Raw genomic sequence first — 22,086 nt, 5'->3', positions numbered from 1 at the left:
CGTTGCACTCCTGCGATTTCATCCTTGCAGGCGAGCATCGTGTCGGGGACGTGCCGCCGCCGGTCCGGCTCCAGGCGTTCCCCCCGGGCGTCTGCCCCATCCACAGCGGCTCTGCACCACGCAGACCAGAGCGGCGGTCTCCCGCACAGGAGACGGGCCCAGATCGGCGTTTTCGGCGCGCAGGCGTACTCACGTACGCCGAGCACCGAAAACGTCGAGGTGGGCCCGTATCCGAAGCGGGTGACCGCCGCTCTAATGGAGAGGGTCGCGGCGGTGGGCTCGCTGATCGAGGTGCTCGGCGATGGTGAGCCGGTCGGCGTCGCTCATGACCACGAAGCGGACGGCGAGCAGGTTGTCGCGGTCCCAGACCGGGCGGGCGCGCAGCCGGATGGGGCGCCCGACCCCGAGGTCGAGCTCGAACGGGGTCACGGCGGGCAGCGCCCGGCCTGCCAGCGCGGGCGCGCGCTCGACGACCATACCCGTGGGGGAGAGATCGATCGCGCGACACCGGTGCCGGTGGCCATCGACGAGCGCCGAGACGGGGAAGTCGACCTGAGCGCGCGCGCCCTGCCTCCGATCCATGGGAGCCTCCTTGGTGTCCTCGTGACGCGGCAAGCCTAGGTCGCGGGGCTCGTCCGGGCCAAACATCGGGCGGGCGAGCCGCGCGGTCCGTTCGCGGCGCGGGGGCGCGATCTCGGCGCGCGCGGGATCGGTGCGATATGCTGGCCCGGCGAAAGGAAGGTGTGGCGATGCCCACGTGCCGCGAATGCGATAACGAGGTCGACGAGCTCAAGACGATCAAGGTCGGAAGCAAGAAGAAGAAGGTCTGTGAGGACTGCGCCGACCGCGCGGCGCAGGAGGGCGCGATCGCCGAGGAGAGCGAGGCGGTGGTGCAGCAAATGATGGGCTTCAAGGGCAGGCGCTGACCGCTCGCCCGCCCGCAAATTCCCGCCTCTCTCCCGCGCTCGGCGAGCAGCGCGCTGCCGCGCGGACGCCCACGATTTCCTCGTCGAACTCCGGCCCGCCGTCCCTCTCCACGATCTCCCGCGAGCCCGCGTCGCGCGCGTAGACCGCGGCAGGCCAGCCGCGACCCGGAGTGCTGACCCTCCGCCAAGCGATCGAGCAGGGCTGCGAGCTGTTTTCTTGCTTGCAATGCAGCGGTGTCGCCGAGGAAGCGCGCGACCTCGTTCGGGTCACAGGCGCCGCGGCCGAGATAGCGAATGCGGGGGTGAGGTAGGTAAAGGTCGCTGGTTGCCATGGAGAATCCAGTCGCATTGGGGGTTTCCCAACATTTTCTGGGGATTTCGTCTGCATTCAAGCGAGCGGACGACCACTTCTCTATACCTCCCTTACATCAGCGGACGGACTGCGCATTGCAGTTCTGCATCGAAAATTTGCAACCGTGATGTGAAAAGCGGCCGAGGTGTGCGACCTAATTGGGTGTTCGTTTCGTTTTCGAAAGCATTTCGTCTTGACCCGTCGTGTTAATCCGGGAATAAGTTGTTTCACGAGAGCGCCGGTATTCGACCCTCTGGTGCTGAATGGTCTGCACCGATGGTTCGCGGCGCGAAGGCACGCAGCGGGAGGCTCCTCTTCTGCCCCCTGATGCTTTCGCCCGTTACGGTCCTGTTCACCACAGGGGTTCGACGACGCCGGGGGAGAAAAAGCCATGCATTCGATTTCTCAAGGCTTTGGGTCGCGGTCGTTTGCCGCCGGTAAGTTCATCGCCTCGCTCGTGGCGATGTCGATCGTCGGTTTCGGCTGCGCGCCGCTCGACGAGGACGTGACCGCAGAGGAGCTGGACGCGGAGGAGCAGGCCGCCGGCACGACGTATCAAGTCGGTCCCACGCGCACCTACAAGACCATCGGTGAGGTAGCCAGCAGACTGCAGGCGGGCGACGTGGTGGAGGTCGACGGCAACGCCACGTATTCGGGCGACATCAGGCTCACGAAATGGGGCACGCCCACCTCGAAGATCACGATCCGCGGCGTGCGCGTCGGCGGGAAGCGCCCCGTCCTGAGGGGTGGCACCAACACGATCGAGATCAACGCGAACCACATCGTGTTCGAGGGGTTCGATGTGACGGGCGGCACCTCGAGGTGCATCTTCCAGCACGGGCACGATGTCACGATCCGTGACTCCGTGATCCACGATTGCCCAGCGCACGGGATCCTGGGCGCCGACAGCGATTCGGGTTCGCTGACGGTGGAATACACGGAGGTCTATAACTGCGGTAACGGTACGCAGAAGCACCCGATCTACATCGCAACGGATGAGTCCGCCTACCCGGGCTCCGTGTTCCGGATGCAGCACAGCTATGTCCACGATGCAATCGGCGGCAACGCGGTGAAGACCCGCGCGGAGCGGAACGAGATCTATTACAACTGGATCGAGGGCGGGCTCTACAAGGACCTCGAGCTCATCGGCCCCGACGGGCAGGATCCGGATCTCGCGCGGGAGGACTCCGATGTGGTCGGCAACGTCTTCCGCAAGACGCACACGCAGTATGTGATCCGCGTCGGCGGCGACGGCACCGGCGACACCAATGGGCGGTATCGGTTCGTCAACAACACGTTCCTGCTGATGGCGGGGTCGAGCGCGGCGATCCACCTGTTCGATGGCATCGAGAGCATCGAGCTGCACAACAACATCTTCTATCGCGTCGGGGGCGGGAGCGTTCAGGTCTTCCGTGACGACGCGAGCTGGACGACCGGCAGCCCGCTCATCAAGGGCGTCAACAACGCCGTGCCCACGGGCACGACGGTGCCGTCCGGCTTCACGGGGACGCTGATCGTGAGCGATCCCGGCTTCACGAGCATCGGCAACCGCGACGTGACGCTGCTCTCGACGAGCCCGCTGCGGAACGCGGGCGTCAGCTCGACGACGGGGATCTCGGGGCGCACGTTCCCGTCGCCGCTCGCGATGCCGCTGTACCACCCGCCGAAGGCGGCGCTCGCGGCCATCGGCACCGCGCAGCGGCGGACGGCCGTGGGCGCGGTCGATATCGGCGCGTTCGAGTATGGGACGGCGACCTCGACGCCGACGCCCACGCCGACGACACCCACGCCCACGCCGACGACGCCGACGCCCACGCCGACGACGCCCACGCCGACTCCGCCGGCGCCGGTGTGCTCGGTCGTCAACGCGGGCCAATGGTTCAATTCGTCGCTGCCGTCGACCCAGCGGAGCACCTTCACGGCGTCCTGGGACGTGACGCCGAGCGCGTCGAAGATCGACGCCGTGGTCGGCCTCTCGAGCGGCTCCGCGAGCCAGTGGACCCAGCTCGCAGCGATCGTCATCTTCGACGAGGAAGGCAATGTCCGCGTCCGGAACGGCGCGAGGTACCAGGCGCTCCGGGTGTTCCCGTACACCGGTGGGACGACCTACACCGTCCGGATGGTGGTCGACGTGGCGGCGAAGCGGTACTCGGTGTACATCCGGCCGAAGAACGGCACCGAGGTGCAGCTCGCGAACAACTACGCGTTCAGGTCCGAGCAGGCCAGCGTCGCTTCGCTCGCGAACTGGGCGATGACGCAGACGATCGGAACGGCCACGCTGTCGGCCTGCAACTTCAAGATACAGTGATCCCACGGGGGCCGGCGCGATGAGCGCCGGCGCTTCCTTGGGGCGGTCGTCCTAGGTGGCCCGGCGCGAGGAGATGGTGTTCTTCGCGCGGCGCGGGGCCCCGCCGGACTCGCCTGAGACAAAGCTCCTCCGGCTTCGCCGGAGGAGCTTTGTCATTTGGGCTCAGACATCGGCCCTCCCCGCGCCGCGCGAAGAACACCGTCTCCTCGCGCCTACGGAGGTCGATGGGGGGCGTAAGCGCTAACCAAGCTTCACGCCGCGTTCTCCCACATCCGAACGTCCACGTTCACGTTGGTGGCTGATGGTGGGGTGGAGAGGGGCGGGCGGCCCGCGGGCCGCCCCGGAGGCTCAGGCGAGGCCGCTGCGCTGGAGCAGGGCGTCGAGGGTGGGCTCGCGGCCGCGGAAGCTCTTGTAGAGATCCATCGGGTCCTGCGTGTCGCCGAGCGCGAGGATCTGGCTCCGGAACGCGTCGCCCACCTTCCGGCTGAACAGGCCCTCTTCCTGGAAGCGGGAGAAGGCGTCGGCGTCCAGCACCTCGGCCCATTTGTACGAGTAATAGCCCGCGGCGTAGCCCACCGGGTTCGAGAAGAGGTGCGAGAAGCCGGCGATCATGGCGTAGCCCTCGGGCAGCGGGACGGGCGAGTAGCGCCCGAGGACCTCGCGCGCGAACTCGACGACATCGCCCTGTTCTCCGGTCCAGTCCATGTGGAGCGCGAGGTCGATCTCGGCGAAGCCGAGCTGCCGCATCGTCGCGGCGCCCGCGCGGAACGTGCGGGCCGCGCGCATGCGCTGGAGCAGGTCATCCGGGACGGGCGCGCCCGTCTCGTGGTGGCGCGCGAAGAGGTCGAGCGCGTCCCGCTCCCAGCACCAGTTCTCCATGATCTGCGAGGGGAGCTCGACGAAGTCCCAGGCGACGTTGGTGCCGGCGAGGCTCCGGATCGGCACCCGGCTCGAGGCGTGGTGCATCATGTGGCCGAACTCGTGGAACAGCGTCTCGACCTCGCGGTGGTTGAGCAGCGCGGGGCGGGCGCCGACCGGCGGGGTGAAGCTGCCCGCGAGGACCTCGAGGTGGCGCGCGTCCTCGCCGGCCGCGCGCCCGTCCTCGCTCGGCGCGCCCGTGACGAGCCCGTGCATCCAGGCGCCGTCGCGCTTCTGCTCGCGCGGCACGAAGTCGAGGTAGAAAGCGGCGCTCTGGGCGCCGCCCGGCTCGACGAGCTGGTAGGCGCGGACGCTCGGGTGCCACGCGGGGGCGGCCTGCCACGGCGCAATGCGCACGCCGTAAAGGCGGTGGGCGATCTCGAACAGGCCGGAGACGACGCGATCCAGCGGGAAATACGGGCGGAGCGCCTCGTCGTCGAAATCGTAGCGGGCGCGGCGGAGCTTCTCGGCGTAGTAGGCGACGTCCCACGGCGCGAGCGGCGGCGCGTCCGGGCCCTCGATCTCGCGGCGGAAGGCGGCGAGCTCTTCCTTCTCGCGAGCGAAGACCGGCTCGGTGCGCGCCCGCAGCGTGTCGACGAAGCGGCGCGCCGCGGCGCCCGTCTTCGCCATCCGGTCCTCGAGCACGAGATCGGCGAAGGTCGCGTAGCCGAGCAGCTTCGCCTTCTCCCCGCGGAGCTCGAGGATGCGGCGGATGAGCGGCCGGTTGTTATGGTCGCCCTCGGTCGCCCGCGTGTTGAAGGCGCGGTAGAAGCGCTCGCGGATCGCGGCGTCGTCGAGGTGCGTGAGCACGGGGATGTAGCTCGGCGCCTGCAGCGTGAAGCGGTACCCCTCGATGCCCCTGTCCTTCGCGCCCTGACGGGCCGCCTCGACCGCGCTCGGCGGCAGGCCGGCGAGGCGGGCGGCGTCCTCGACCACGAACTCGAAGGCGTTCGTCGCGTCGAGCACGTTCTGCGAGAAGCGCAGGGTGAGCGTGGCGAGCTCGACGTCGATCTCGGAGAGGCGCTTCTTGCCAGTCGGGTCGAGCTCGGCGCCGCTCCTCCGGAAATCGTCGAGGGTCTTCTTCAAGAAGCGGCGCCGCGGGCCGGTCAGCGCCGCGGCCTCGGGCGTGGCCGCATACGCCTTGAGCGCGCCATAGACGCCCTCGTTGAGGGCGATGCCGCTCAGGAACTCGCTGACCTCTGGCTGGACGGCGTTGTACGCGGCGCGCAGCGCGGGCGTGGTGGACGTCGATTCGAGGTGGGAGACGACGTTCATGGCGCGGTCGAGCCGGTCGGTGACGGCCTCGAGCGCGGCGAGGGTATTGTCGTAGGTGCGGGGGCCGGGCGCCGCGACGAGCGCGTCGAGCCGGGCGCGGGCGTCCTGGAGCAGCGCGCGCACCGCGGGCTCGACGTGCTCGCTCCGGATGCGATCGAACGGGATCTCGAAGCCGAGAGTGAGCAGGGGATTGTCGGTCGCTTCGGTCATATCGTTCCTGGTTGGGCTTGAAGGGCCGGCGGACGGGCGCGGGCCGGCGAAGCTCGGCCGGTCCGCGCAGCCCTACCTTGGTAAAGGCGCCGGCGAGGGTTGGCCAGTAGTTCGTCGTCCAAGTTTTTCCATGTTGCGTGGGAGGGGGTGCCGAGCACCCTCCCCGGGGGCCTGACGTCACGACGAGGGAGGCGCTTGGTGAGGCGAGGTGAAACGCGGGCGAGCGGCTAGACGCCCAGCCACCGCGCGACGATCGTGGCGAGCACGTCGGATGTCCCCGAATGGATGCTGCCGCCCAGGGCGTCATCGATGGCGGACGGGAGGCCGCTCTCCTCGAGGTAGCCAGCGCCGCCGCGGAGCCGGAGGTCGTCGAGCGCGGACGCCACGGCCGAGTCCGCCGCGTGCCACTTCGCGAGCGCGGCCTCGGCCTGGCCGCGCTCGCCCTGGTCCAGCGCCCACGCGGCGCGGTAGATGAGCAGCCGCGAGGTCTCCAGGCGCAGCTTCATCTGCGCGAGGCGGTGCGAGACGGCCTGGTGGCGGGCGATCGCCTGGCCGCCGAGCTCGCGCTCGCGGGCGAAGCGGACGGCCTCGCCGAGGGCGCGCTCCATGGCGCCGAGGCGGAAGGCGAGGATGAGCGCGCGCTCGAAGGTCATGGCGATCTGAAAGACGGCGAGGCCGGCGCCGGCGCGGCCGAGGAGCGCGTCGTGGCCGACCTCGCAGCCGGCGAACGAGACCGGCGCGAGCCGCGCGCCCCGGAGGCCCGCGGTCGCGAGCGGCGCGCCGGGGAGGATGCGCGCGGCGCCCTCGCCCGCGGCGCGCGGGACGAGCAGCGCGGTGAGGCCGCGCGCCGGGGCCCCGCCGGCGCGGCCGCCGCCGTCGCGCGCGATCGCGAGGTACACGTCGGCCCGGTCGGCCCAGGTCACGTACCGCTTGTCGCCGGTGAGCTGGTAGCCGGCGTCCGTGCGGTCGGCCCTTGCCTGCACCGACGCGACGTCCGAGCCAGCGCCGGCCTCGGTCGCGGCGACCGTCGCCATGCACGCGCCGCTCGCCATCCGCGGCAGCCACGCGCGCTGCTGCGCGGGCGTGCCCACCCGCGCGAGCAGGAGCGCCACGCCGAAGAGGTGCGCCCCCGCGGCGAGCAGGACGCCGCCGTCGCGCAGCGTCGCGCCCAGGCCCTCGTAGGCGAGCGCCGTCGTGACGAGGTCGAGGCCCTCGCCGCCGAGATCGCGGGCGATCGGCAGGCCGAGGGCGCCGCCCTGGGCGAGGACGCGCATGCGATCGTCCGGGGCCGCGGCGTCGGCCTCGGCGCCGAGGGCGCGCATGCGGTCGTGGACGGCGCGCTGGGGAGGGGTCCACCCGAAGTCCATCACCGCTGCGATACCAGAGCCGGCGAGGGGCGGGGAGGAGACGAGGACGGCGCGCGCCGCTGGCGCGCGGGCTCAGTAGGGGCGCTCTCCGGCGAAATTGCCGGGAGGATCGTAGTTGCACACCCAGATCTGCCAGCTTCCACTGCCGAACGGCGAGCCGGTCGTGCAATCGGCGACCCCGCAGCCGAGCCGCAGGGAGTCGGCCCATACCACCTGAGTGTAATGGCCGCAGGTGGAGCTGCAGGCGTTGCTCGCAAGGTCGTAGTTGGCCGCCTCGTCGACCCACGAGGCGACAACGTCCTCCGGTGTGGGTGACGAGCCGGTCGACGCGAAGATATTCTCTCCGTAATCGCTCGCGCTATGGCCGAACATGCACTGGGCGGCATAGGCCTGAGCCGCCGCGGCGATCTCGGGCGACCACACGAGAGGGGGCACCGGCTGATCGGCGGGCGGGTCGACCGCGGTGCGCGCGGCATTGTGGGCCGCCGTCATCCCGGTCATCCTGGGCGGCTCGCCGGCGGCCTGGCCGCTCGTCGGGCCCTCGTCGTCGGACGAGGCGCCGCAACCGGCCGTCAGGGCGAGCATGAGAGAGAGCTGCACGAACCGGGGGAGCCGTGGGCCGAGCGTCATCACGGGGCCATTGTCCTACGGCTCGGCCGAGCTCTGCAACGGCGATTCGATGAAGGCTGGTTGAACCCACGACGTGCCGTGTCATGGCGCGCCCGCAGCCCTCCCCTCATCCCTCCCTGGACGGCCGCGTCCGGGCGTTCTTCCCACCTCTGCCGTCGACATGAACATCAACAGATCTCGTCGTCGTTGGCTCCGTGCTGACGGGCTTCGCCCTAGGGGTGACGTCGAGACGAGCAACAATTCCGCAGCATGGGCCTTGTCATGCGGGTCGATCTATGAGCTATTGTCGCGCTGCTTCGGAGGCGGCTGCAGGCCGAGCTCGGAGGCGAGCGTGCTCCCTCATGGGGTTTCACCGCTCTCCGTGGCAGTCTGGCACCAGCGGCACGCCCGACAAAGAACCAAGGAGTTTCCCGATGAATATGCGTGTGACGTGGCGAATCGCGGCATTCCCGCTGGCGCTGGCAGGGCTCTCCGTCATCCCGGCGATGGGGTGTGACAAGGTCTCGGAGCTGCAGAATGACGTCTGCTGTCGCGACTTCACGCCGGGCGCCGATCTCGCCGCGGTGGAATGGGGTCTCGAGGGCGAGGCAGAGCTCAATTATGGTGCCTTCATGCAGTCCGTGTCGGACTTCACGGGCGCCGCGGGCGCCATCGTGACGGACGTGACGAGCGCCTGTCAGGCGATCGCGCTGGACCTCGACGCCGACGTGACGAAGATCACGGCGACGAGGCCGAGCGAACGGGCGGAGCAATGGTGTAAGCTCGCCGTCGACGCGCTCGGGGACGCGACGGCCGATCTGTCGATCACCTTCCAGCCGCCGAGCTGCACGGTCGACGCGAGCGTACAGGCGAACTGCGAGGCGAGGTGCAGCGCCAACGTCGAGTGCCAGCTGACCCCGGCGGAGATCGTCGCGCGCTGCGATCCTGGCCAGCTCTCGGGGCGCTGCGAGGGGAAGTGCACCGGCTCGTGCGAGGGCTCGGCCAACCTGGCGGTCCATTGCGAGGGCACATGCCAGGGGACGTGCGAGGGCACGTGCGACGGCGATTGCTCCGCGACGACCGCCGGCGGCGACTGCCGCGGCGAGTGCCAGGGCACCTGCACGGGCGAGTGCCGCGGCTCGTGCGCGTTCGCGGCCGAGGCAGAGGTGCAGTGCAACGCCGATTGCTCCGGCTCGTGCGACGTCCAGTTCAAGGCGCCGAAGTGCAGGGCCGAGCTCAAGCCCCCGAGCGCCGAGTGCCAGGGGTCTGCGGAGTGCAGCGGCTCCTGCGAGGCGAGCGCGAGCGCGAAGGCCAGCTGCAAGGAGCCCGCGGTCAACATCGAGGGTGGGGCCGACGTCGAGGCGGCGATCGCGACGCTCAAGGCGAACCTGCCGCGGCTCCTCGTCGTCGCTCACGCGCGCGGCGAGCTGCTCCTCGCCAGCGCCGAGGCGGTGGTCCAGGCGGGCGGCAACCTCGAGGGCGCGGCCACCGGCAGCGTGAAGGCGGGGGCGTGCCTCATCCCGGCCACCAATGCGATCACGCAGGCGGTCGAGAACATCCAGGCGGGCCTCACGGGCAGCGCCAGCGTGATGGCGAAGCTCGAGATCGCCCCCCCGGGCCCGTGAGCGCAGGGTCCTTGAGCGCAGGCCCGGCAGCGGCGCAGGCCGCGGTCGGGCGCGCTTGAAGGAACCCGTCAGGCCAGCCGCCGGCGCAGGCCGCTCACTGCGGCTCTGCGCCCCGGGTCCGGGCGCGGAACGCCTCCGGCGTCACGCCGGTCCAGCGCCGGAACGCCCGGTGGAACGCGCTCGGCTCGGAATAGCCGAGCAGATACGCCACCTCGCCGATCGCCATGTCCGCGTCGAGGAGCGCCGCAGCGCGGCCGCGCCGGACCTCGTCGAGCAGGGCATGCACTGACGTCCCCTCGTCGCCGAGGCGGCGCTGGAGCGTACGCGGGCTCATCCGCAGGCGCGCCGCGAGCGCGCCCAGGTCGGCCCCCTCGCGCAGCCGCTCGCCGAGGAGCGCGCGCACGCGGTCGGACAGCGCGGGCGGCGCCGCGCCCGGCAGGCGCGCCGCGGCGACGCTCATATGGCGCTCGAGAAACGCGGCGAGCGCCTCGTTCGCGTGCGGCAGTGGCCGAGCGAGCTCTTCCACCGGCAGGACCAGCTCGGTCGCCGGCGCACCGAACAGCACAGGCGAGCCGAGCCGCCGCGCCTTCTCCTCCGGATCACCCGCTGGCGCGTGGCGAAAGCGCACCGCGAGCGCCTGGATCGGCGCGCCGCACATGCGCCCGGCGTTCACGAGCGCGTCGAACGCGAACATCTCCGCGAGCTGGCCGTGGGCCGGCCGCTCGGGCCCAAAGGGCACGAACCCGAGGTGCGCGCGGCGCCCGCGGATCTCCAGCGTGTAGCGCTCGCCCTCGTTCCATATCTGCTGGTAGCGGAGCATCCGGCGGAACGACTCGCCGAGGGTCGGGCTGCTCATGGCCAGGAAGCCGAGCGCGTCGAAGTGCTCCGGCTCGAAGCGCGCCGCGAAGTCGAGGCCGAGGTGCGGATCGGCGGTCGCCGCCACGGCCGCCTCGATGAGCGCATAGAACGCCGCGAGCGGCACGCGGGTGTCCGGATCGGCGAGCGCCGCGTCCGCGAGCCCCGCGGCATCGAGCAGCGCCCGTCGATCCGCCCCGCGCTCCGCAGCGTGGTCCGCGAGCTGCGCGGCGGTGCGGGCCCAGATCGTCGGGGCGGGCGCCCGCGGGGCCTGGCGCCGCATGTCAGCCCTTGTGGCGCGCGCTGTCACTGCTCGCCGGCCGGGCCAGCCCCAGGCTTCCGGGCGATCGGAGGAGCATCATGCGAAAGCACGGCATCGAGGAAGGGCGCGGCGCGTTCGTCGAGGGCGCCTGGTACATCATCGCGGACGCGGCTTGCGTGGGCAAGCGGCCGGTCGCCGTCGAGCGCTTCGGGACGCGGCTCGTGCTGTTCAGGGACGATCGCGGCGCCCTGGTCGCGGCGCGGGCGCGCTGCCCGCACCGGGGCGCGGACCTCGGACTGGGGCGGGTCGTGGGCGGGGCGATCGAGTGCCCGTACCACGGCTTTCGGTTCGCCTCGGACGGGCGCTGCGTCGCGATCCCGTGCGAGGGGCGCGGCGCGAGCGCGCGCGGCGTGGGGGATGCGCTCGCGCTGACCCGGTACGAGGCGCGGGAGCACCGGGGTTTCGTGTGGCTCTTCTGGGGCGAGCGGCCGGCCGAGCTGCCGCCGGTACCGTGGTTCGATGGCCTGCCGCCGGACGAGCGGCACGCCCACACGGCGTCGATGGACTGGGACGTGCCGTTCGCGCGCGCGATGGAGGGCATGCTCGACGTTCACCACCTGCCGTTCGCGCACCGCCCCTGGTTCCCCGGTGTCGGTGCGATGCTCGACCCTTGCGAGGTCCGCGTGGAGGGTGACGTCATTCACGCCGAGGCGGTGCTGCGCCACGACGACGGGGAGCCCTGGGACGGCCGTCGGGGGTGGAGGTTCGAGCTGGAGGTGCGCTTCCCGGGCGTGCTGCGCCTCTCGTTCGGGAAGCGCGTGGTGGGCATGGCGGGGTGCGCGCCGATCGACGCGGAGCGGACGGCGATCGTGGGGCGGTACTACGTGCCGATCCCGGTGATCGGGCGGCTGCTCGCGTGGATCGGGTTGCGGGCGGAGTTCTGTCTGATCCAGCCGGGCGACGAGCGAATGCTCGCGTCCTCGGAGCCGCGCGACGCGGATCTCGATGCGTGCCGCTTCGTGCGCGCGGACGCGGGGATCCTCGCGTGGCACAAGATGCGGCGGGCGCGGCTGAAGGCGCAGCGCGCGGGGGAGCCGCGCCGGCTGCCGGTCGAGGCCGGGTGAGGCGGCGCCGGGCGACTCACGATCTCACGGATGTGCTCTACGACGATGTTGAGAGCCTATCAAACGGTCAACTGGCGCGCTCCTGACACGGGTTGTGTGTAGCCCAGCTGCTCCTCGACATGCTCCCACCCACACACCATCTCGTGATGGCTGTGACAGCGAGGAGGCTCCCCAGGAGCGTGCCCGACCCGATGAGCGCTTTGAGGATCGACGTCGTGGCAGGCACTCTTTTGCTCAGGCGACGACGCTGGTATCGGCGGTTATCGCGCGCGGCGCGCGGCGGCGCGGTGGCTGCGTGGCGCCGTCAGCCGCGCATCGAGACGAGGGTCTGGACCACGAGCCGCAGATCGTCCACGTCGAGCGGCTTGTCGAGCACCGCGTCGGCGCCCAGGCGGTAGGCTTCCGCGTGGGTCTCCGGGTCGCCGAACGCGGTGATGAGGACCACCGGCGTGGTCCAGTCGTCGCGGCGCAGCCCGGCCAGCAGATCGAGGCCGCTCGCGCCTGGCATCCGGATGTCGCTCACCACGACATCGACCGGGGCGCCGTTCCCGGAGACGAGCGCTTCGCCCATCAACTCGAGGAGGTGCTTGGCGTCGTGCGCCTCCAGGACCTCGTAGCCGTCGCGGCGGAGGGCGGTGGCAAGGAGCAGCCGCAACTCCCGGTCATCCTCGGCGAGCAGCACGCGGATGGGGGGTGCGCCGGGGTGGACGCGCGGCACCGGCTCAGGGGGCGTATTCAGGATCGAGGCAAGACCGCGCATCGAGTCGGGGGGCATCGGGCTCTCTCCTTGGTGAGGGGCCTGTATTGCAGGCCGCGTGCCGCCCACCGGCGGCCGTCCTGAACCGACCCGGGTTGGGGTGGCCGGAACCGACCGAGGTTGAGGCCGCAGGCGCCGACCCAGGTTGCGGCGGACGCCGACCCAGGTTGCGGCGGACGGCGGCGGCGGACGGGCGGGTTGCAGCGGGACTGGCGGCGACCCCCCGCGTGGGCCATCCGGGGTGGGGCGTCGTTCCCCGCCCGGGGTATTCCTCCGCGCCTCAGCGTGGGCTTCGAGCTTCAGATCGCCCGACCCACCCCGCCCACCCTCTCAGCTCCCCTTCGCCCCCCCGGCGCCCGGCTCCCACCGCTCCAGCTTCCGGTGCAGCGTCTTCCGGTCCAGCCCCAGGATCCTCGCCGCCAGCGTCTTGTTCCCGCCCGCCGCCTCGAGCACCCGCAGGATGTACCGCCGCTCCACCTCCTCGAGCGGCACCAGCTCCGATGGGTCGTCCCCCGCCACGAGCACGTGCGACGGCCGGTGCTCCCGGATCTTCGCCGGCAGGTCCTCCACCGTGATCTCCGGGTACCCCGTGAGCGCCACCGCCCGCTCCATGCCGTTCTGGATCTCCCGCACGTTGCCCGGCCACGTGTACGCGAGCAGCCGCTCGGCGGCCGCCGGCGACAGGCCGACCACCTCCTTGCTCCAGCGCGTGGCGAAATCCTCGATGAAGCGCTGCGCGAGCAGCAGCACGTCGCTGCCCCGCGCCCGCACGGGCGGCAGCTCCACGTGGAGCACGTTGATCCGGTAGTACAGGTCCTCCCGGAAGCGGCGCGCCTCGACGGCCTCGTCCAGGTCGCGGTTCGTCGCGGCCACGATGCGCGCGTCAAACGGCACCTCCGCGCTCCCGCCCACCGGGCGCACCCGGCGCTCCTGGAGGGCGCGGAGCAGCTTCGGCTGCACCGCGAGCGGCAGCTCCCCGATCTCGTCGAGCAGCAGCGTCCCGCCGTTCGCCTCGACGAACAGCCCGGAGCGCGCCGCGCGCGCGTCGGTGAACGCCCCCCGCACGTGCCCGAAGAGCTCGCTCTCGATCAGCGACTCCGGCACCGCCGCGCAGTTGATCGCCACGAACGGCCCCTCCTTGCGGCGGCTCCGCGCGTGCAGCGCCTTCGCGACGACCTCCTTGCCCGTCCCGCTCTCGCCGGTGATGAGCACCGTCGCGTCCGCGTCGGCGATGCGCTCGATCAGGTCCTGCACGCCCCGCATCGCGGCGCTCCGGCCGATGAGGTCCGGGAACCCGCCGGGCCCGGCCACCGCGCGGCGCAGCCGCCGCACCTCGGCCTTGAGCGCGTGGTGCGCGATCGCCCGCTCCAGGGCCAGCGCCAGCGCCTCGATGTCGACCGGCTTGGTCACGTAGTCGTACGCGCCCGCGCGGATCGCCTGCACCGCGGTCTCGATGCTGCCGAACGCGGTGATCACCACGACCGGCACGTCCGGCCGGATCTCGGCCGCCCGGCCGCAGACCGCGATCCCGTCCATCCCGCGCATGTTCAGATCGGTCAGGATGACGTCGAAGCCCTCGTCCGCCTCGAGCAGCGCGAGCGCCTCCGCCGGTGAGGTCCGGGTCGTCGCCTCGACGCCGCGCGACCGCAGGTCCGCCGAGAGCCACGCGCACATCGCCTCGTCGTCGTCGATGATCAGCGCTCGCCTGCCCATCGTCACCTCGATGGCTCGCTCGCCATCTCTCCTCGATCGCTCGCGTAGTACAGCGCCTCGCCCGCGGCCAGCCGCGGCGCGGCGGCCGCCCCGCCGAGCGCGCCCTCGCCCTCAGCCCGCGGCCGCCGGCCTCGGATCATCGGTCATCCTGCCCGCTCGGCGCGAGGTACACCGTGAACGTCGAGCCCTTGCCGAGCTCGCTCTCCACGCCGATCCAGCCCCCGTGCTCGCGCACGATCCCGTAGGACACGCTCAGCCCGAGGCCCGTGCCCTCGCCGACGTCCTTCGTGGTGAAGAACGGCTCGAAGATGCGGGGGATGTTCTCGGGCGCGACCCCCTCCCCGCCGTCGGTCACCCGGACGGCGACGTGCTCACCCTCGGCGCCGCCGTGGTCGGCCGGCGGGCGCGCGCGGGCGCGCTCCACCCGCACCGTGAGCTCGCCGCCCCGCTTCATCGACTGCATGCCGTTCATGATGAGGTTCGTGAGCACCTGCTGCATCTGCCCCGAGTCCACCTCGGCGTGCGTCGCCCCGCCGCTCGCCTCGTCGAGGCGGAGCGTCACGCTCCGCTTCCGGGCGAGGGGCTCCAGCAGCGCCAGCGTCTGGCGCGCGATGTGCGCGAGATCGGCCGGCGCCTTCTGCGCCACCCGGCGGCGCGCGAAGTCCAGCAGCTGCCGGATGATCTTCGTCATCCGGTCCGCCTGCTCGGCGATGATGCGCGCGCTCTCCGCCGCCTCCTCCTGCGGCAGGCCGCGCGCGATCATCTTGGCGCGGCCGCCCACCACGTTGAGCGGCGTGCCGAGCTCGTGCGCGATCCCCGACGCCAGCTTGCCCACGGTGGTGAGCCGATCCGCGTGCCGGAGCTGCTCCAGCATGGCGATGCGCGCGGTCGTCTCGCGGGCCGCGCGCTCGCGCGCCTCGGCCAGGTGCTCGCACATCGCGTTGATCTCGTGGGCGATCCGCCCGAGCTCGTCGCGCTGCGGCAGGAGCAGCGGCCCGCCGAGGTCGCCCTCCCCGATCCGCCGCGCCTTGTCGACGAGCCGCCGCGTCGGGCGCCCGACGAGGACCTGCCCGAAGGTCATCGCCAGGAGCCCGCTCAGCGCCGCGAGGGCGACGATGGTGACCACCGTGCTGAGCACGCTCTCCTGGACGTACGCCTCTTCCTCCTCGAGCGACTCGGAGATCTCGATGGCGCCGACGCGCGCGGGCTCCACCCCGACGGGCGCGTACGTGTAGAAGCGCCCGCTCTTGTCGCCCTCGCGCTCGATCCGGAACACCTCGGTGCCCCGTGAGAGCTCCGCGATCTCGGCGGCAGGCAGCGCGGGCGCGAAGCGATCCCCGGCCGGCGCGTCGAGCCACACCCAGCGAAAGCGCACGCCATCCTCGCGTTCGCTCATCTCGTCGAGCAGCTGGAGCGCCTCGCCCATCCCGTCCCGGCGCCACGTCTCGACCACCGCCGCGCGGAGCGCGATGCCGATGAGGTGCTCGTCGCGCCGCATGTCCGCCTCGAAGAGCGCCCGCTCGCGCCGGACGGAGAGGTAGCCGTAGAGGCCCAACGCCGCGCACATGACGAGGACGAGGGCCAGGGTGAGCTTGCTGGCGAGCCGCATGAGGTCGCCGGTAGGATGCAGGACGCGTACACATTCTCAAGGTGCGCGTCCGCACGCCGATCGGCCCGGGCCCGCCCCGGATCGCCCCGGTGGGGCAAAACTCCCCCGGACGGGCCCCCGCGGGCCGCGGCGCGGCGTCACCTGCGCTCCACGTCCTCCCACGAGCCGGTCGCCGCGAGCTGCGGCGCGGGCACCGGCGCCGACCAGCGCAGCGGCAGCGCGCCCTCCCGCCAGACGCCCTCGGCCACGTGGAACCGCAGGAGCCGCTGGGCGCCGGCGAAGGCCGAGAGCTCCGGCCCGTCCCAGAGCACCTCGGCCTCGCCGGTCAGCGACAGCACCCCGCCGGAGGCGAAGTCGACGAAGAGCACCCCGGCGCGCGGGCAGAGCTCCAGGTTGCCGAGCGTGTTGAACGCGAAATTGCCGGTGAAATCCGGCGAGGTCAGGACGGCGTGGCCGTCCTCCTCGGTCACGCGCACGAAGCCCGGCTTGCCGCCTCGATGGGACACGTCGGCGCCCTCGATCGCGTCGCCTCCCCGCGCGGCCGGCGCCGTGGTCGCGATGAAGAACGTGTCCGCGCGGCGGATCAGCGCCGCCGCGCCGGCGGACAGCGCCGGCCCTTCCGCCTGCGCCGGGGGCGCGGCAGCCGCCTCCGGCGCCCTCACGAACTCCGGCGCTCGCGCCTGGATGTACTGCGCGCAGTTGCCGAAGCTCTGCCCGACCTCGACCACGAAGCCTCGCTCGCCGGCCGCGGTGATCGTCCCGTTCATCCGGTTTCGGCGGCGGGTCTCCAGCTGGATGCCGAGGAGGCCGACGGGCGCGCCGGCCACGAGGTGCGGGACGAGCGGATCGCCGGCTCCAGGGCGAGCGTTCACCGCGAGCGTCCGCGGATCCGGGGACGAGATGAACCCCGGCGGCCCCACGACGATCGAAGCCCACGGCCGGCGCTCTGCGTCGAGGGCCCCGACGAGCAGGAACGGCAGCTGCGCGAACATCTCCCGGTGCTGGTCGGGCATGAAGTCCCGGATGATCCGGCGCCCGGCCTTCTCGGCGCGCTCGCGCGCCCCGGCCCGCGCCTGCACGGCCATCTCGCCCGGGTGATAGGGCGAGCCCTCCCTGGTCCACCCGGGCAGGGAGGTCACGAGAACGCCCGCTTCATCGGCACGAAGCCGGGCAGCCCCTCCACGCGGGTGAGCCACGCGCGCAGGTTCCCGTACGGATCGAGCGACACGCCGCCCTCCGGCGCGTGCGCCGTGTAGGTGTAGATCGCGATGTCCGCGAGGGTCGGCTCGTCGCCGGCCAGGAACCGCTGGTTCGCGAGGTGCTGGTCGATCACCGCGAAGAGCTGGGCGGCGATCCCCTTGGCCTGCTCGACATCCAGCTTGCGGCCGAACACGCTCGCGGCGCGCGCCGCCCCGGGCCCCGCCACGAGCTGCCCGGCGGCCACGGAGAGCCACCGCTGCACGTGCGCCGCCGCCACCGGATCGCGCGGGAGCCAGCGCCCCGACGCGTCGTACCGCGCGGCCAGGTACACGAGGATCGCGTTGCTGTCGGCCAGCGTCACGTCGCCGTCCTCGATCACGGGCACCTGACCGAACGCGTTCTTGCTCAGGAACTCGGGCGTCTTCTGAGCGCCGCCCTTCAGGTCGACGTCGACCTTCTCGAACGGCAGCCTCAGCAGCGACAGGAACAGCTCCACGCGGTGCGCGTGTCCCGAGAGCGGATAGCGGTAGAGGCGGATGGGGCTGGCAGGGAGGGTCATCGAGGTGTCCTTTCGGCTGTGGATGTCAGCGGGGAGCGGCACAGTCCGCGTGGGGCTCCCGCGCTCGCCGAGCCAGGATGCCCATTCCCGCGGCCAAGGGTAATGCTCGTCCTTGACAAGGGACCATTCCGGAAACTGGAATAATCCGATGGATCGCCTCGGCTCCATGCGCGTGTTCGTGGCCGTCGCCGAGGAGGAGGGCTTCGCGCCGGCCGCGCGGCGGCTGTCCATGTCGCCGCCGGCGGTGACCCGGGCCATCTCTGCGCTCGAGGAGCGCATCGGCACGCGGCTCCTCCACCGCACCACGCGCGTCGTCCGCCTGACCGAGGCGGGCGCCCGGTACCTCGCCGACTGCAAGCGGATCCTCGGCGAGATCGAGGAGGCCGAGGCGTCCGCGGCCGGGTCCCATGCCGCGTTGCGAGGGCAGATCGGCGTGACGGCGCCCGTCCTGTTCGGGCGCATGTTCGTCGCGCCGGCCCTCTTCGACTTCCTGGCTCTCCATCCGCGCGTGTCGGCGCGGACGCTGCTCGTCGACCGCATCGTCGACATGCTCGATGAGGGGCTCGACGTTGCCGTCCGGATAGCCCATCTCCCGGACTCGTCGCTCAGCGCGATCCGCGTCGGCTCGGTGCGGCGGGTGGTCTGCGCGTCGCCGGATTACCTGGCCGCGCGGGGCGAGCCCACGACGCCGGCCGATCTGGCGCGGCTCGACACGATCGACTTCTCGCTGACGGGCTCACCTGTCGAGTGGTCGTTCGGGTCGGGCTCAGGGGTCGAGAAGGTCTCTCCGCCATCGCAGCTCCTCGTCAACACCGCAGATGTCGCCATTGCGGCGGCCGTGGCCGGGCGGGGGTTTGCGCGGGTGCTCTCGTATCAGATCGGCCCGGAGCTGCGCGCCGGGCGCCTCTCGATCGTGCTCGCTGCGCATGAGCCCCCGCCGGTCCCCATCCATGTCGTCCATCTGGAGGGCCGGCGGGCGGCGGTCAGGGTGCGCGCGTTCGTCGATTTCCTTGTCGAGCGGCTCCGGTCCGAGGCGTGGCTGAGCTGCTGAGCTCGTGATCGCGGACCATCGAGCGAGCTCACCCGAAGGGCGCGGAGGCCGCCGGCGCGGTGGCGCGGATGAGGTGCTCGAAGGCCCCGAGGGCGGCTTTCGCGCCGTCGCCGAGGGCGACGACGATCTGCTTGAACGGCGTGGTCGTCATGTCGCCGGCGGCGAAGAGGCCGGGCACCGACGTCTGCCCGCGGTCGTTGACGACGACCTCGCCGAGGCCGTTGAGCTCCACCGTCCCCTTGATGAACCCGGTGTTGGGGAGGAGGCCGATCTGCACGAACACGCCCTGGATCTCGAGCTGGCGCTGCTCCTTCGTCTCGCTGTGCTCCCAGCGGAGCCCGACGACCTTCTGCCCGTCGCCCACCACCTCGGTCGTGCGCGCGCGCGTGACGATCTCGACGTTGGGCATGCTCTTGAGCTTGCGAACCAGGACCGCGTCGGCGCGGAGGGCGGGGGCGAGCTCGAGCAGGGTGACGTGGCCGACCACGCCTGCGAGATCGATCGCCGCCTCGACGCCAGAGTTGCCGCCGCCGATGACGGCCACGCGCTTGCCCTTGAACAGCGGTCCGTCGCAGTGCGGGCAGTACGTCACGCCCTTGGTCCGGTACTCGGCCTCGCCGGGGACGTTCATGTCGCGCCACCGGGCGCCCGTCGCCAGGACGACGCTCTTCGCGCGGAGCGTGGCGCCGCTCGCCAGGCGCAGCTCGAACGGCGAGCCGGGCGTGATCGACTCGACGCGCTCGTGCTTGATGAGCTCGACAGGGTACGCGCGCACGTGTTGCTCGAGCGCCGCCGCGAGCTTGGGCCCGTCGGTCTCCACGACCGAGATGAGGTTCTCGATGGCGAGGGTGTCCATCACCTGCCCGCCGAAGCGCTCGGCGACGATGCCGGTGTCGAGACCCTTGCGCGCCGCGTAGATGGCCGCCGAAGCGCCGGCGGGCCCGCCGCCGACGATGAGCATGTCGAACGGCTTGCGCTGATCGAGCGCCTCGACGCGCTTCTTCACGGCGGAGCCGTCGTCGAGCTTGGCGAGGATCTGCGCGATCTCCATCCGACCCTGGCCGAAGGGCTCGCCGTTCAGAAAGACGGTCGGTACGGCCATGATCTTCCGCTGCTCGACCTCGCCCTGGAAGAGGGCGCCATCGACGGCGACGTGGCGAACCCTCGGGTTCTTGGCCGCCATCAGGTTCAGCGCCTGCACGACGTCGGGGCAGTTCTGGCACGATTGAGAGAAGTAGGTCTCGAACAGGAGCTCGCCGTCGAGCCGCGCGATCTGCTCGAGCGCCTCTGCGCTCACCCTCGGCGGATAGCCGCCGACGTGCAGGAGCGCGAGGATCAGCGAGGTCAGCTCGTGACCGAGCGGGAGCCCCGCGAAGATCACGCGCGGCTCCTCGCCAGGGGAGTGGATGCCGAACGACGGCATGCGCCCTTCGCCCTCGCGCCGCTCGTGGAGCTCGACGAGGGACGAGGCGCTCGCGACGTCGCGCAGGAGCGCGCGCATCTCCTCCGACCCCTGCGAGTCGTCGACGAAGGCGGTGACCGCGACAGGACGGGTCAGCCGTCCGAGGACGTCGCGGAGCTGGGTCTTGATGGAGTCTTCGAGCATGGCTGCGTTCCTTCCGGCGAATACGAGCGAGTCACGAGCGGTGTCGGGCGTCGCCGCGCCACGCGCGCGGCGACGCCCGAACGCCTCAGATCTTGCCGACGAGATCGAGCGACGGCTTGAGGGTCTTCGCGCCCTCGTCCCACTTGGCCGGGCAGACCTCGCCCGGGTGCGAGGCGACGTACTGGGCCGCCTTGACCTTGCGGAGCATCTCCGCCGCGCTGCGGCCGATGCCGAGGTCGTGGATCTCGTAGACCTTGATGACGCCGTCGGGGTTCACGAGGAACGAGCCGCGGAGCGCGAGGCCCTCCTCCTCGATGAGCACGCCGAAGTTGCGCGAGAGGGTGGCGGTCGGATCGCCGACGAGCGGGTAGTTGACCTTCTTGATCGCCGCGGACGTGTCGTGCCACGCCTTGTGCGCGAAGTGCGTGTCGGTGGAGACGCCGTAGATCTCGACGCCCAGCTTCTTGAACTCGCCGTGGAGGTCCGCGAGGTCCTCGAGCTCGGTCGGGCACACGAAGGTGAAGTCCGCGGGGTAGAACACGAAGAGCGACCACTTGCCGAGGACCGACTCGTGCGAGACGTCCACGAACTTCCCCTGGTGGAACGCGGTGGCCTTGAACGGTTTGATGCGGGTGTTGATGAGCGACATTCTCTTTTCCTCGTTTCGGGGCGGGGCGTCTCGTGCCTCCGCGCCGTCGAGAGGCAACGTGGTCGTTCTGCGCCGGCGGTGCCAATCGAACGATTTTATGAAACGTTCATTTTTTGTGATACTCCCCGGGCCATGGACCTCGAGCAGGTGACGCTCACGCAGCTCCGCTACGCCGTGGCGGTGGAGCAGACCCGCAACTTCCGCACCGCGGCCGAGCGCTGCCACGTCTCGCAGTCCGGGCTCAGCATGCAGGTCCAGAAGCTCGAGGAGCTCCTGGGCATCGTGCTGTTCGACCGCAGCAAGAAGCCCGTCCTGGTGACCGAGGAGGGGGCGCGCGCCATCGCTCAGATGCGCGAGATCCTCCGGGAGACGGAGCGGCTCGGTCAGATCGTCGCCGGCGACGACGCCCCGGCGGGGCGCTACCGGCTGGGGATCATCCCGACCCTCGCTCCCACCGTGCTGCCCCTGTTCCTCGATCCCTTCGTGAAGGCACACCCCCGCATCGAGCTGTTCATCGAAGAGCTGAAGACCGAGGAGATCATCGAGCGGCTCGCCGCCGACACCCTCGATGCGGGGCTCGCTGCGACGCCGCTCCACGCTCCGGGGCTGAGCGAGACGCCCCTCGGACACGAGGCGATGGTCGCCTATCTCCCCGAGGGCGATCCGCTGCTCGACCGCAAGACGGTCACGCAGGCCAACCTCAGCGATCGCGAGCTGTGGGTGCTCCCGGAGGGGCACTGCTTCCGGAGCCAGGTGCTCTCGTATTGCAGGAGCGGCCAGGCGAGGCCCCCGCGCGGCGTTCAGCTCGAGAGCGGCAGCTTCGAGACGTTGATCGGCCTGGTCGACACCGGGCTCGGAGCGACCGTGCTCCCCGCGTTGGTGGCGCAGGGGCTGCCCCCGGACAAGCGCCGCGACCGCGTGCGGCCCCTCGCCCGGCCGATCCCGCTCCGGGAGATCGGGCTCGTCACGTCGCGAACTCAGCTGCGCAGGCGCGTCACCGAGGCGCTTGCGGCCGCGATCCGCGAACACCTCGGCCACGCGCTCGGGCCCTCGCCCTCGGGCGGGAGCGTGCTCGATCCGCTGCCCCCCGCGGGCTGACGACGCAGGTTCG

19 protein-coding genes are annotated in these 22,086 nt (G+C 71.5%); 6 read left to right on the top strand and 13 right to left on the bottom strand.

Annotation, left to right across the window (positions count from 1 at the left end):
* Positions 1-252: 252 nt before the first annotated feature.
* On the bottom strand, positions 253-582 hold the full coding sequence (locus WME79_RS38105) for a PilZ domain-containing protein (protein ID WP_437525268.1): 330 nt from the start codon (positions 580-582) through the stop codon (positions 253-255).
* Between the two features lie 167 nt (positions 583-749).
* Here WME79_RS38105 and WME79_RS38100 point away from each other — a divergent pair, with 167 nt between their 5' ends.
* Positions 750-926 carry a hypothetical protein gene (locus WME79_RS38100; protein WP_157907138.1) on the top strand — a complete coding sequence of 59 codons (177 nt, stop codon included), beginning with the start codon at positions 750-752 and terminating at the stop codon, positions 924-926.
* Between the two features lie 743 nt (positions 927-1,669).
* The gene (locus tag WME79_RS38095; RefSeq protein WP_437525266.1) at positions 1,670-3,586 is read left to right on the top strand and encodes a hypothetical protein; all 1,917 of its coding nucleotides are present in this window, start codon (positions 1,670-1,672) and stop codon (positions 3,584-3,586) included.
* Between the two features lie 348 nt (positions 3,587-3,934).
* Here the strand turns inward: WME79_RS38095 and WME79_RS38090 are convergent, their stop codons facing one another.
* The 3 genes from WME79_RS38090 to WME79_RS38080 all read right to left on the bottom strand — a co-directional run bounded on the left by WME79_RS38090 (position 3,935) and on the right by WME79_RS38080 (position 7,986).
* Positions 3,935-5,989, bottom strand: coding sequence for a M3 family metallopeptidase (locus tag WME79_RS38090; RefSeq protein WP_437525264.1), 2,055 nt, complete (start codon positions 5,987-5,989; stop codon positions 3,935-3,937).
* Positions 5,990-6,216: 227 nt separating this feature from the next.
* Entirely contained in the window at positions 6,217-7,356 is a 1,140-nt protein-coding gene (locus WME79_RS38085) for an acyl-CoA dehydrogenase family protein (RefSeq protein ID WP_437525262.1), read from the bottom strand.
* A 72-nt stretch (positions 7,357-7,428) separates the two neighbouring features.
* A complete protein-coding gene (locus tag WME79_RS38080; RefSeq protein ID WP_437525260.1) occupies positions 7,429-7,986 on the bottom strand; it encodes a CAP domain-containing protein in 558 nt (185 codons plus the stop codon).
* Positions 7,987-8,399: 413 nt separating this feature from the next.
* Here WME79_RS38080 and WME79_RS38075 point away from each other — a divergent pair, with 413 nt between their 5' ends.
* Positions 8,400-9,590, top strand: coding sequence for a hypothetical protein (locus tag WME79_RS38075; RefSeq protein ID WP_437525258.1), 1,191 nt, complete (start codon positions 8,400-8,402; stop codon positions 9,588-9,590).
* A gap of 94 nt (positions 9,591-9,684) precedes the next feature.
* Here WME79_RS38075 and WME79_RS38070 read toward each other — a convergent pair whose 3' ends face one another.
* Complete coding sequence (locus WME79_RS38070; protein ID WP_437525256.1) at positions 9,685-10,728, bottom strand: AraC family transcriptional regulator; 1,044 nt, start codon at positions 10,726-10,728, stop codon at positions 9,685-9,687.
* Between the two features lie 77 nt (positions 10,729-10,805).
* Here WME79_RS38070 and WME79_RS38065 point away from each other — a divergent pair, with 77 nt between their 5' ends.
* Positions 10,806-11,831 carry a Rieske 2Fe-2S domain-containing protein gene (locus WME79_RS38065; protein ID WP_437525254.1) on the top strand — a complete coding sequence of 342 codons (1,026 nt, stop codon included), beginning with the start codon at positions 10,806-10,808 and terminating at the stop codon, positions 11,829-11,831.
* A 304-nt stretch (positions 11,832-12,135) separates the two neighbouring features.
* Here the strand turns inward: WME79_RS38065 and WME79_RS38060 are convergent, their stop codons facing one another.
* The 6 genes from WME79_RS38060 to WME79_RS38035 all read right to left on the bottom strand — a co-directional run bounded on the left by WME79_RS38060 (position 12,136) and on the right by WME79_RS38035 (position 17,669).
* Positions 12,136-12,606 carry a response regulator gene (locus WME79_RS38060; protein WP_437525252.1) on the bottom strand — a complete coding sequence of 157 codons (471 nt, stop codon included), beginning with the start codon at positions 12,604-12,606 and terminating at the stop codon, positions 12,136-12,138.
* A 312-nt stretch (positions 12,607-12,918) separates the two neighbouring features.
* Positions 12,919-14,301, bottom strand: a complete 1,383-nt coding sequence (locus WME79_RS38055) for a sigma-54-dependent transcriptional regulator (protein ID WP_437525251.1) — start codon at positions 14,299-14,301, stop codon at positions 12,919-12,921.
* Between the two features lie 2 nt (positions 14,302-14,303).
* Positions 14,304-14,441 (bottom strand): hypothetical protein, encoded by a 138-nt coding sequence (locus tag WME79_RS38050; RefSeq protein WP_437525249.1) that lies wholly within the window; start codon positions 14,439-14,441, stop codon positions 14,304-14,306.
* Positions 14,438-15,910, bottom strand: a complete 1,473-nt coding sequence (locus tag WME79_RS38045) for a sensor histidine kinase (protein ID WP_437525247.1) — start codon at positions 15,908-15,910, stop codon at positions 14,438-14,440. The genes WME79_RS38050 and WME79_RS38045 overlap by 4 nt, the downstream gene beginning before the upstream one ends.
* A 137-nt stretch (positions 15,911-16,047) precedes the next feature.
* A complete protein-coding gene (locus WME79_RS38040) occupies positions 16,048-17,049 on the bottom strand; it encodes a flavin-nucleotide-binding protein (protein ID WP_437525245.1) in 1,002 nt (333 codons plus the stop codon).
* Positions 17,046-17,669 (bottom strand): glutathione S-transferase family protein, encoded by a 624-nt coding sequence (locus tag WME79_RS38035; RefSeq protein ID WP_437525243.1) that lies wholly within the window; start codon positions 17,667-17,669, stop codon positions 17,046-17,048. Before WME79_RS38035 ends, WME79_RS38040 begins: the two co-directional genes overlap by 4 nt.
* A 148-nt stretch (positions 17,670-17,817) precedes the next feature.
* Between WME79_RS38035 and WME79_RS38030 the strand changes: the two genes are divergently transcribed.
* Positions 17,818-18,720, top strand: a complete 903-nt coding sequence (locus WME79_RS38030) for a LysR family transcriptional regulator (protein WP_437525241.1) — start codon at positions 17,818-17,820, stop codon at positions 18,718-18,720.
* A gap of 28 nt (positions 18,721-18,748) precedes the next feature.
* On the opposite strand, the gene ahpF is transcribed toward WME79_RS38030, so the two are convergent.
* Together ahpF and ahpC are read right to left on the bottom strand one after the other, a co-directional pair.
* Positions 18,749-20,326 carry an alkyl hydroperoxide reductase subunit F gene (gene ahpF / locus WME79_RS38025; RefSeq protein ID WP_437525239.1) on the bottom strand — a complete coding sequence of 526 codons (1,578 nt, stop codon included), beginning with the start codon at positions 20,324-20,326 and terminating at the stop codon, positions 18,749-18,751.
* Between the two features lie 85 nt (positions 20,327-20,411).
* Positions 20,412-20,975, bottom strand: a complete 564-nt coding sequence (gene ahpC, locus WME79_RS38020) for an alkyl hydroperoxide reductase subunit C (protein WP_437525237.1) — start codon at positions 20,973-20,975, stop codon at positions 20,412-20,414.
* Positions 20,976-21,107: 132 nt separating this feature from the next.
* On the opposite strand from ahpC, the gene WME79_RS38015 reads away from it, so the two are divergent.
* Entirely contained in the window at positions 21,108-22,073 is a 966-nt protein-coding gene (locus WME79_RS38015) for a hydrogen peroxide-inducible genes activator (RefSeq protein WP_437525235.1), read from the top strand.
* The last annotated feature ends 13 nt before the right edge of the window (positions 22,074-22,086 follow it).

The organism is Sorangium sp. So ce726, from assembly GCF_051521405.1.
In the GTDB taxonomy this organism is placed as follows: Bacteria; Myxococcota_A; Polyangia; order Polyangiales; family Polyangiaceae; genus Sorangium.
Note: the sequence above shows the minus strand (reverse complement) of the source record. Positions and strands in the feature narration are given on the sequence as shown.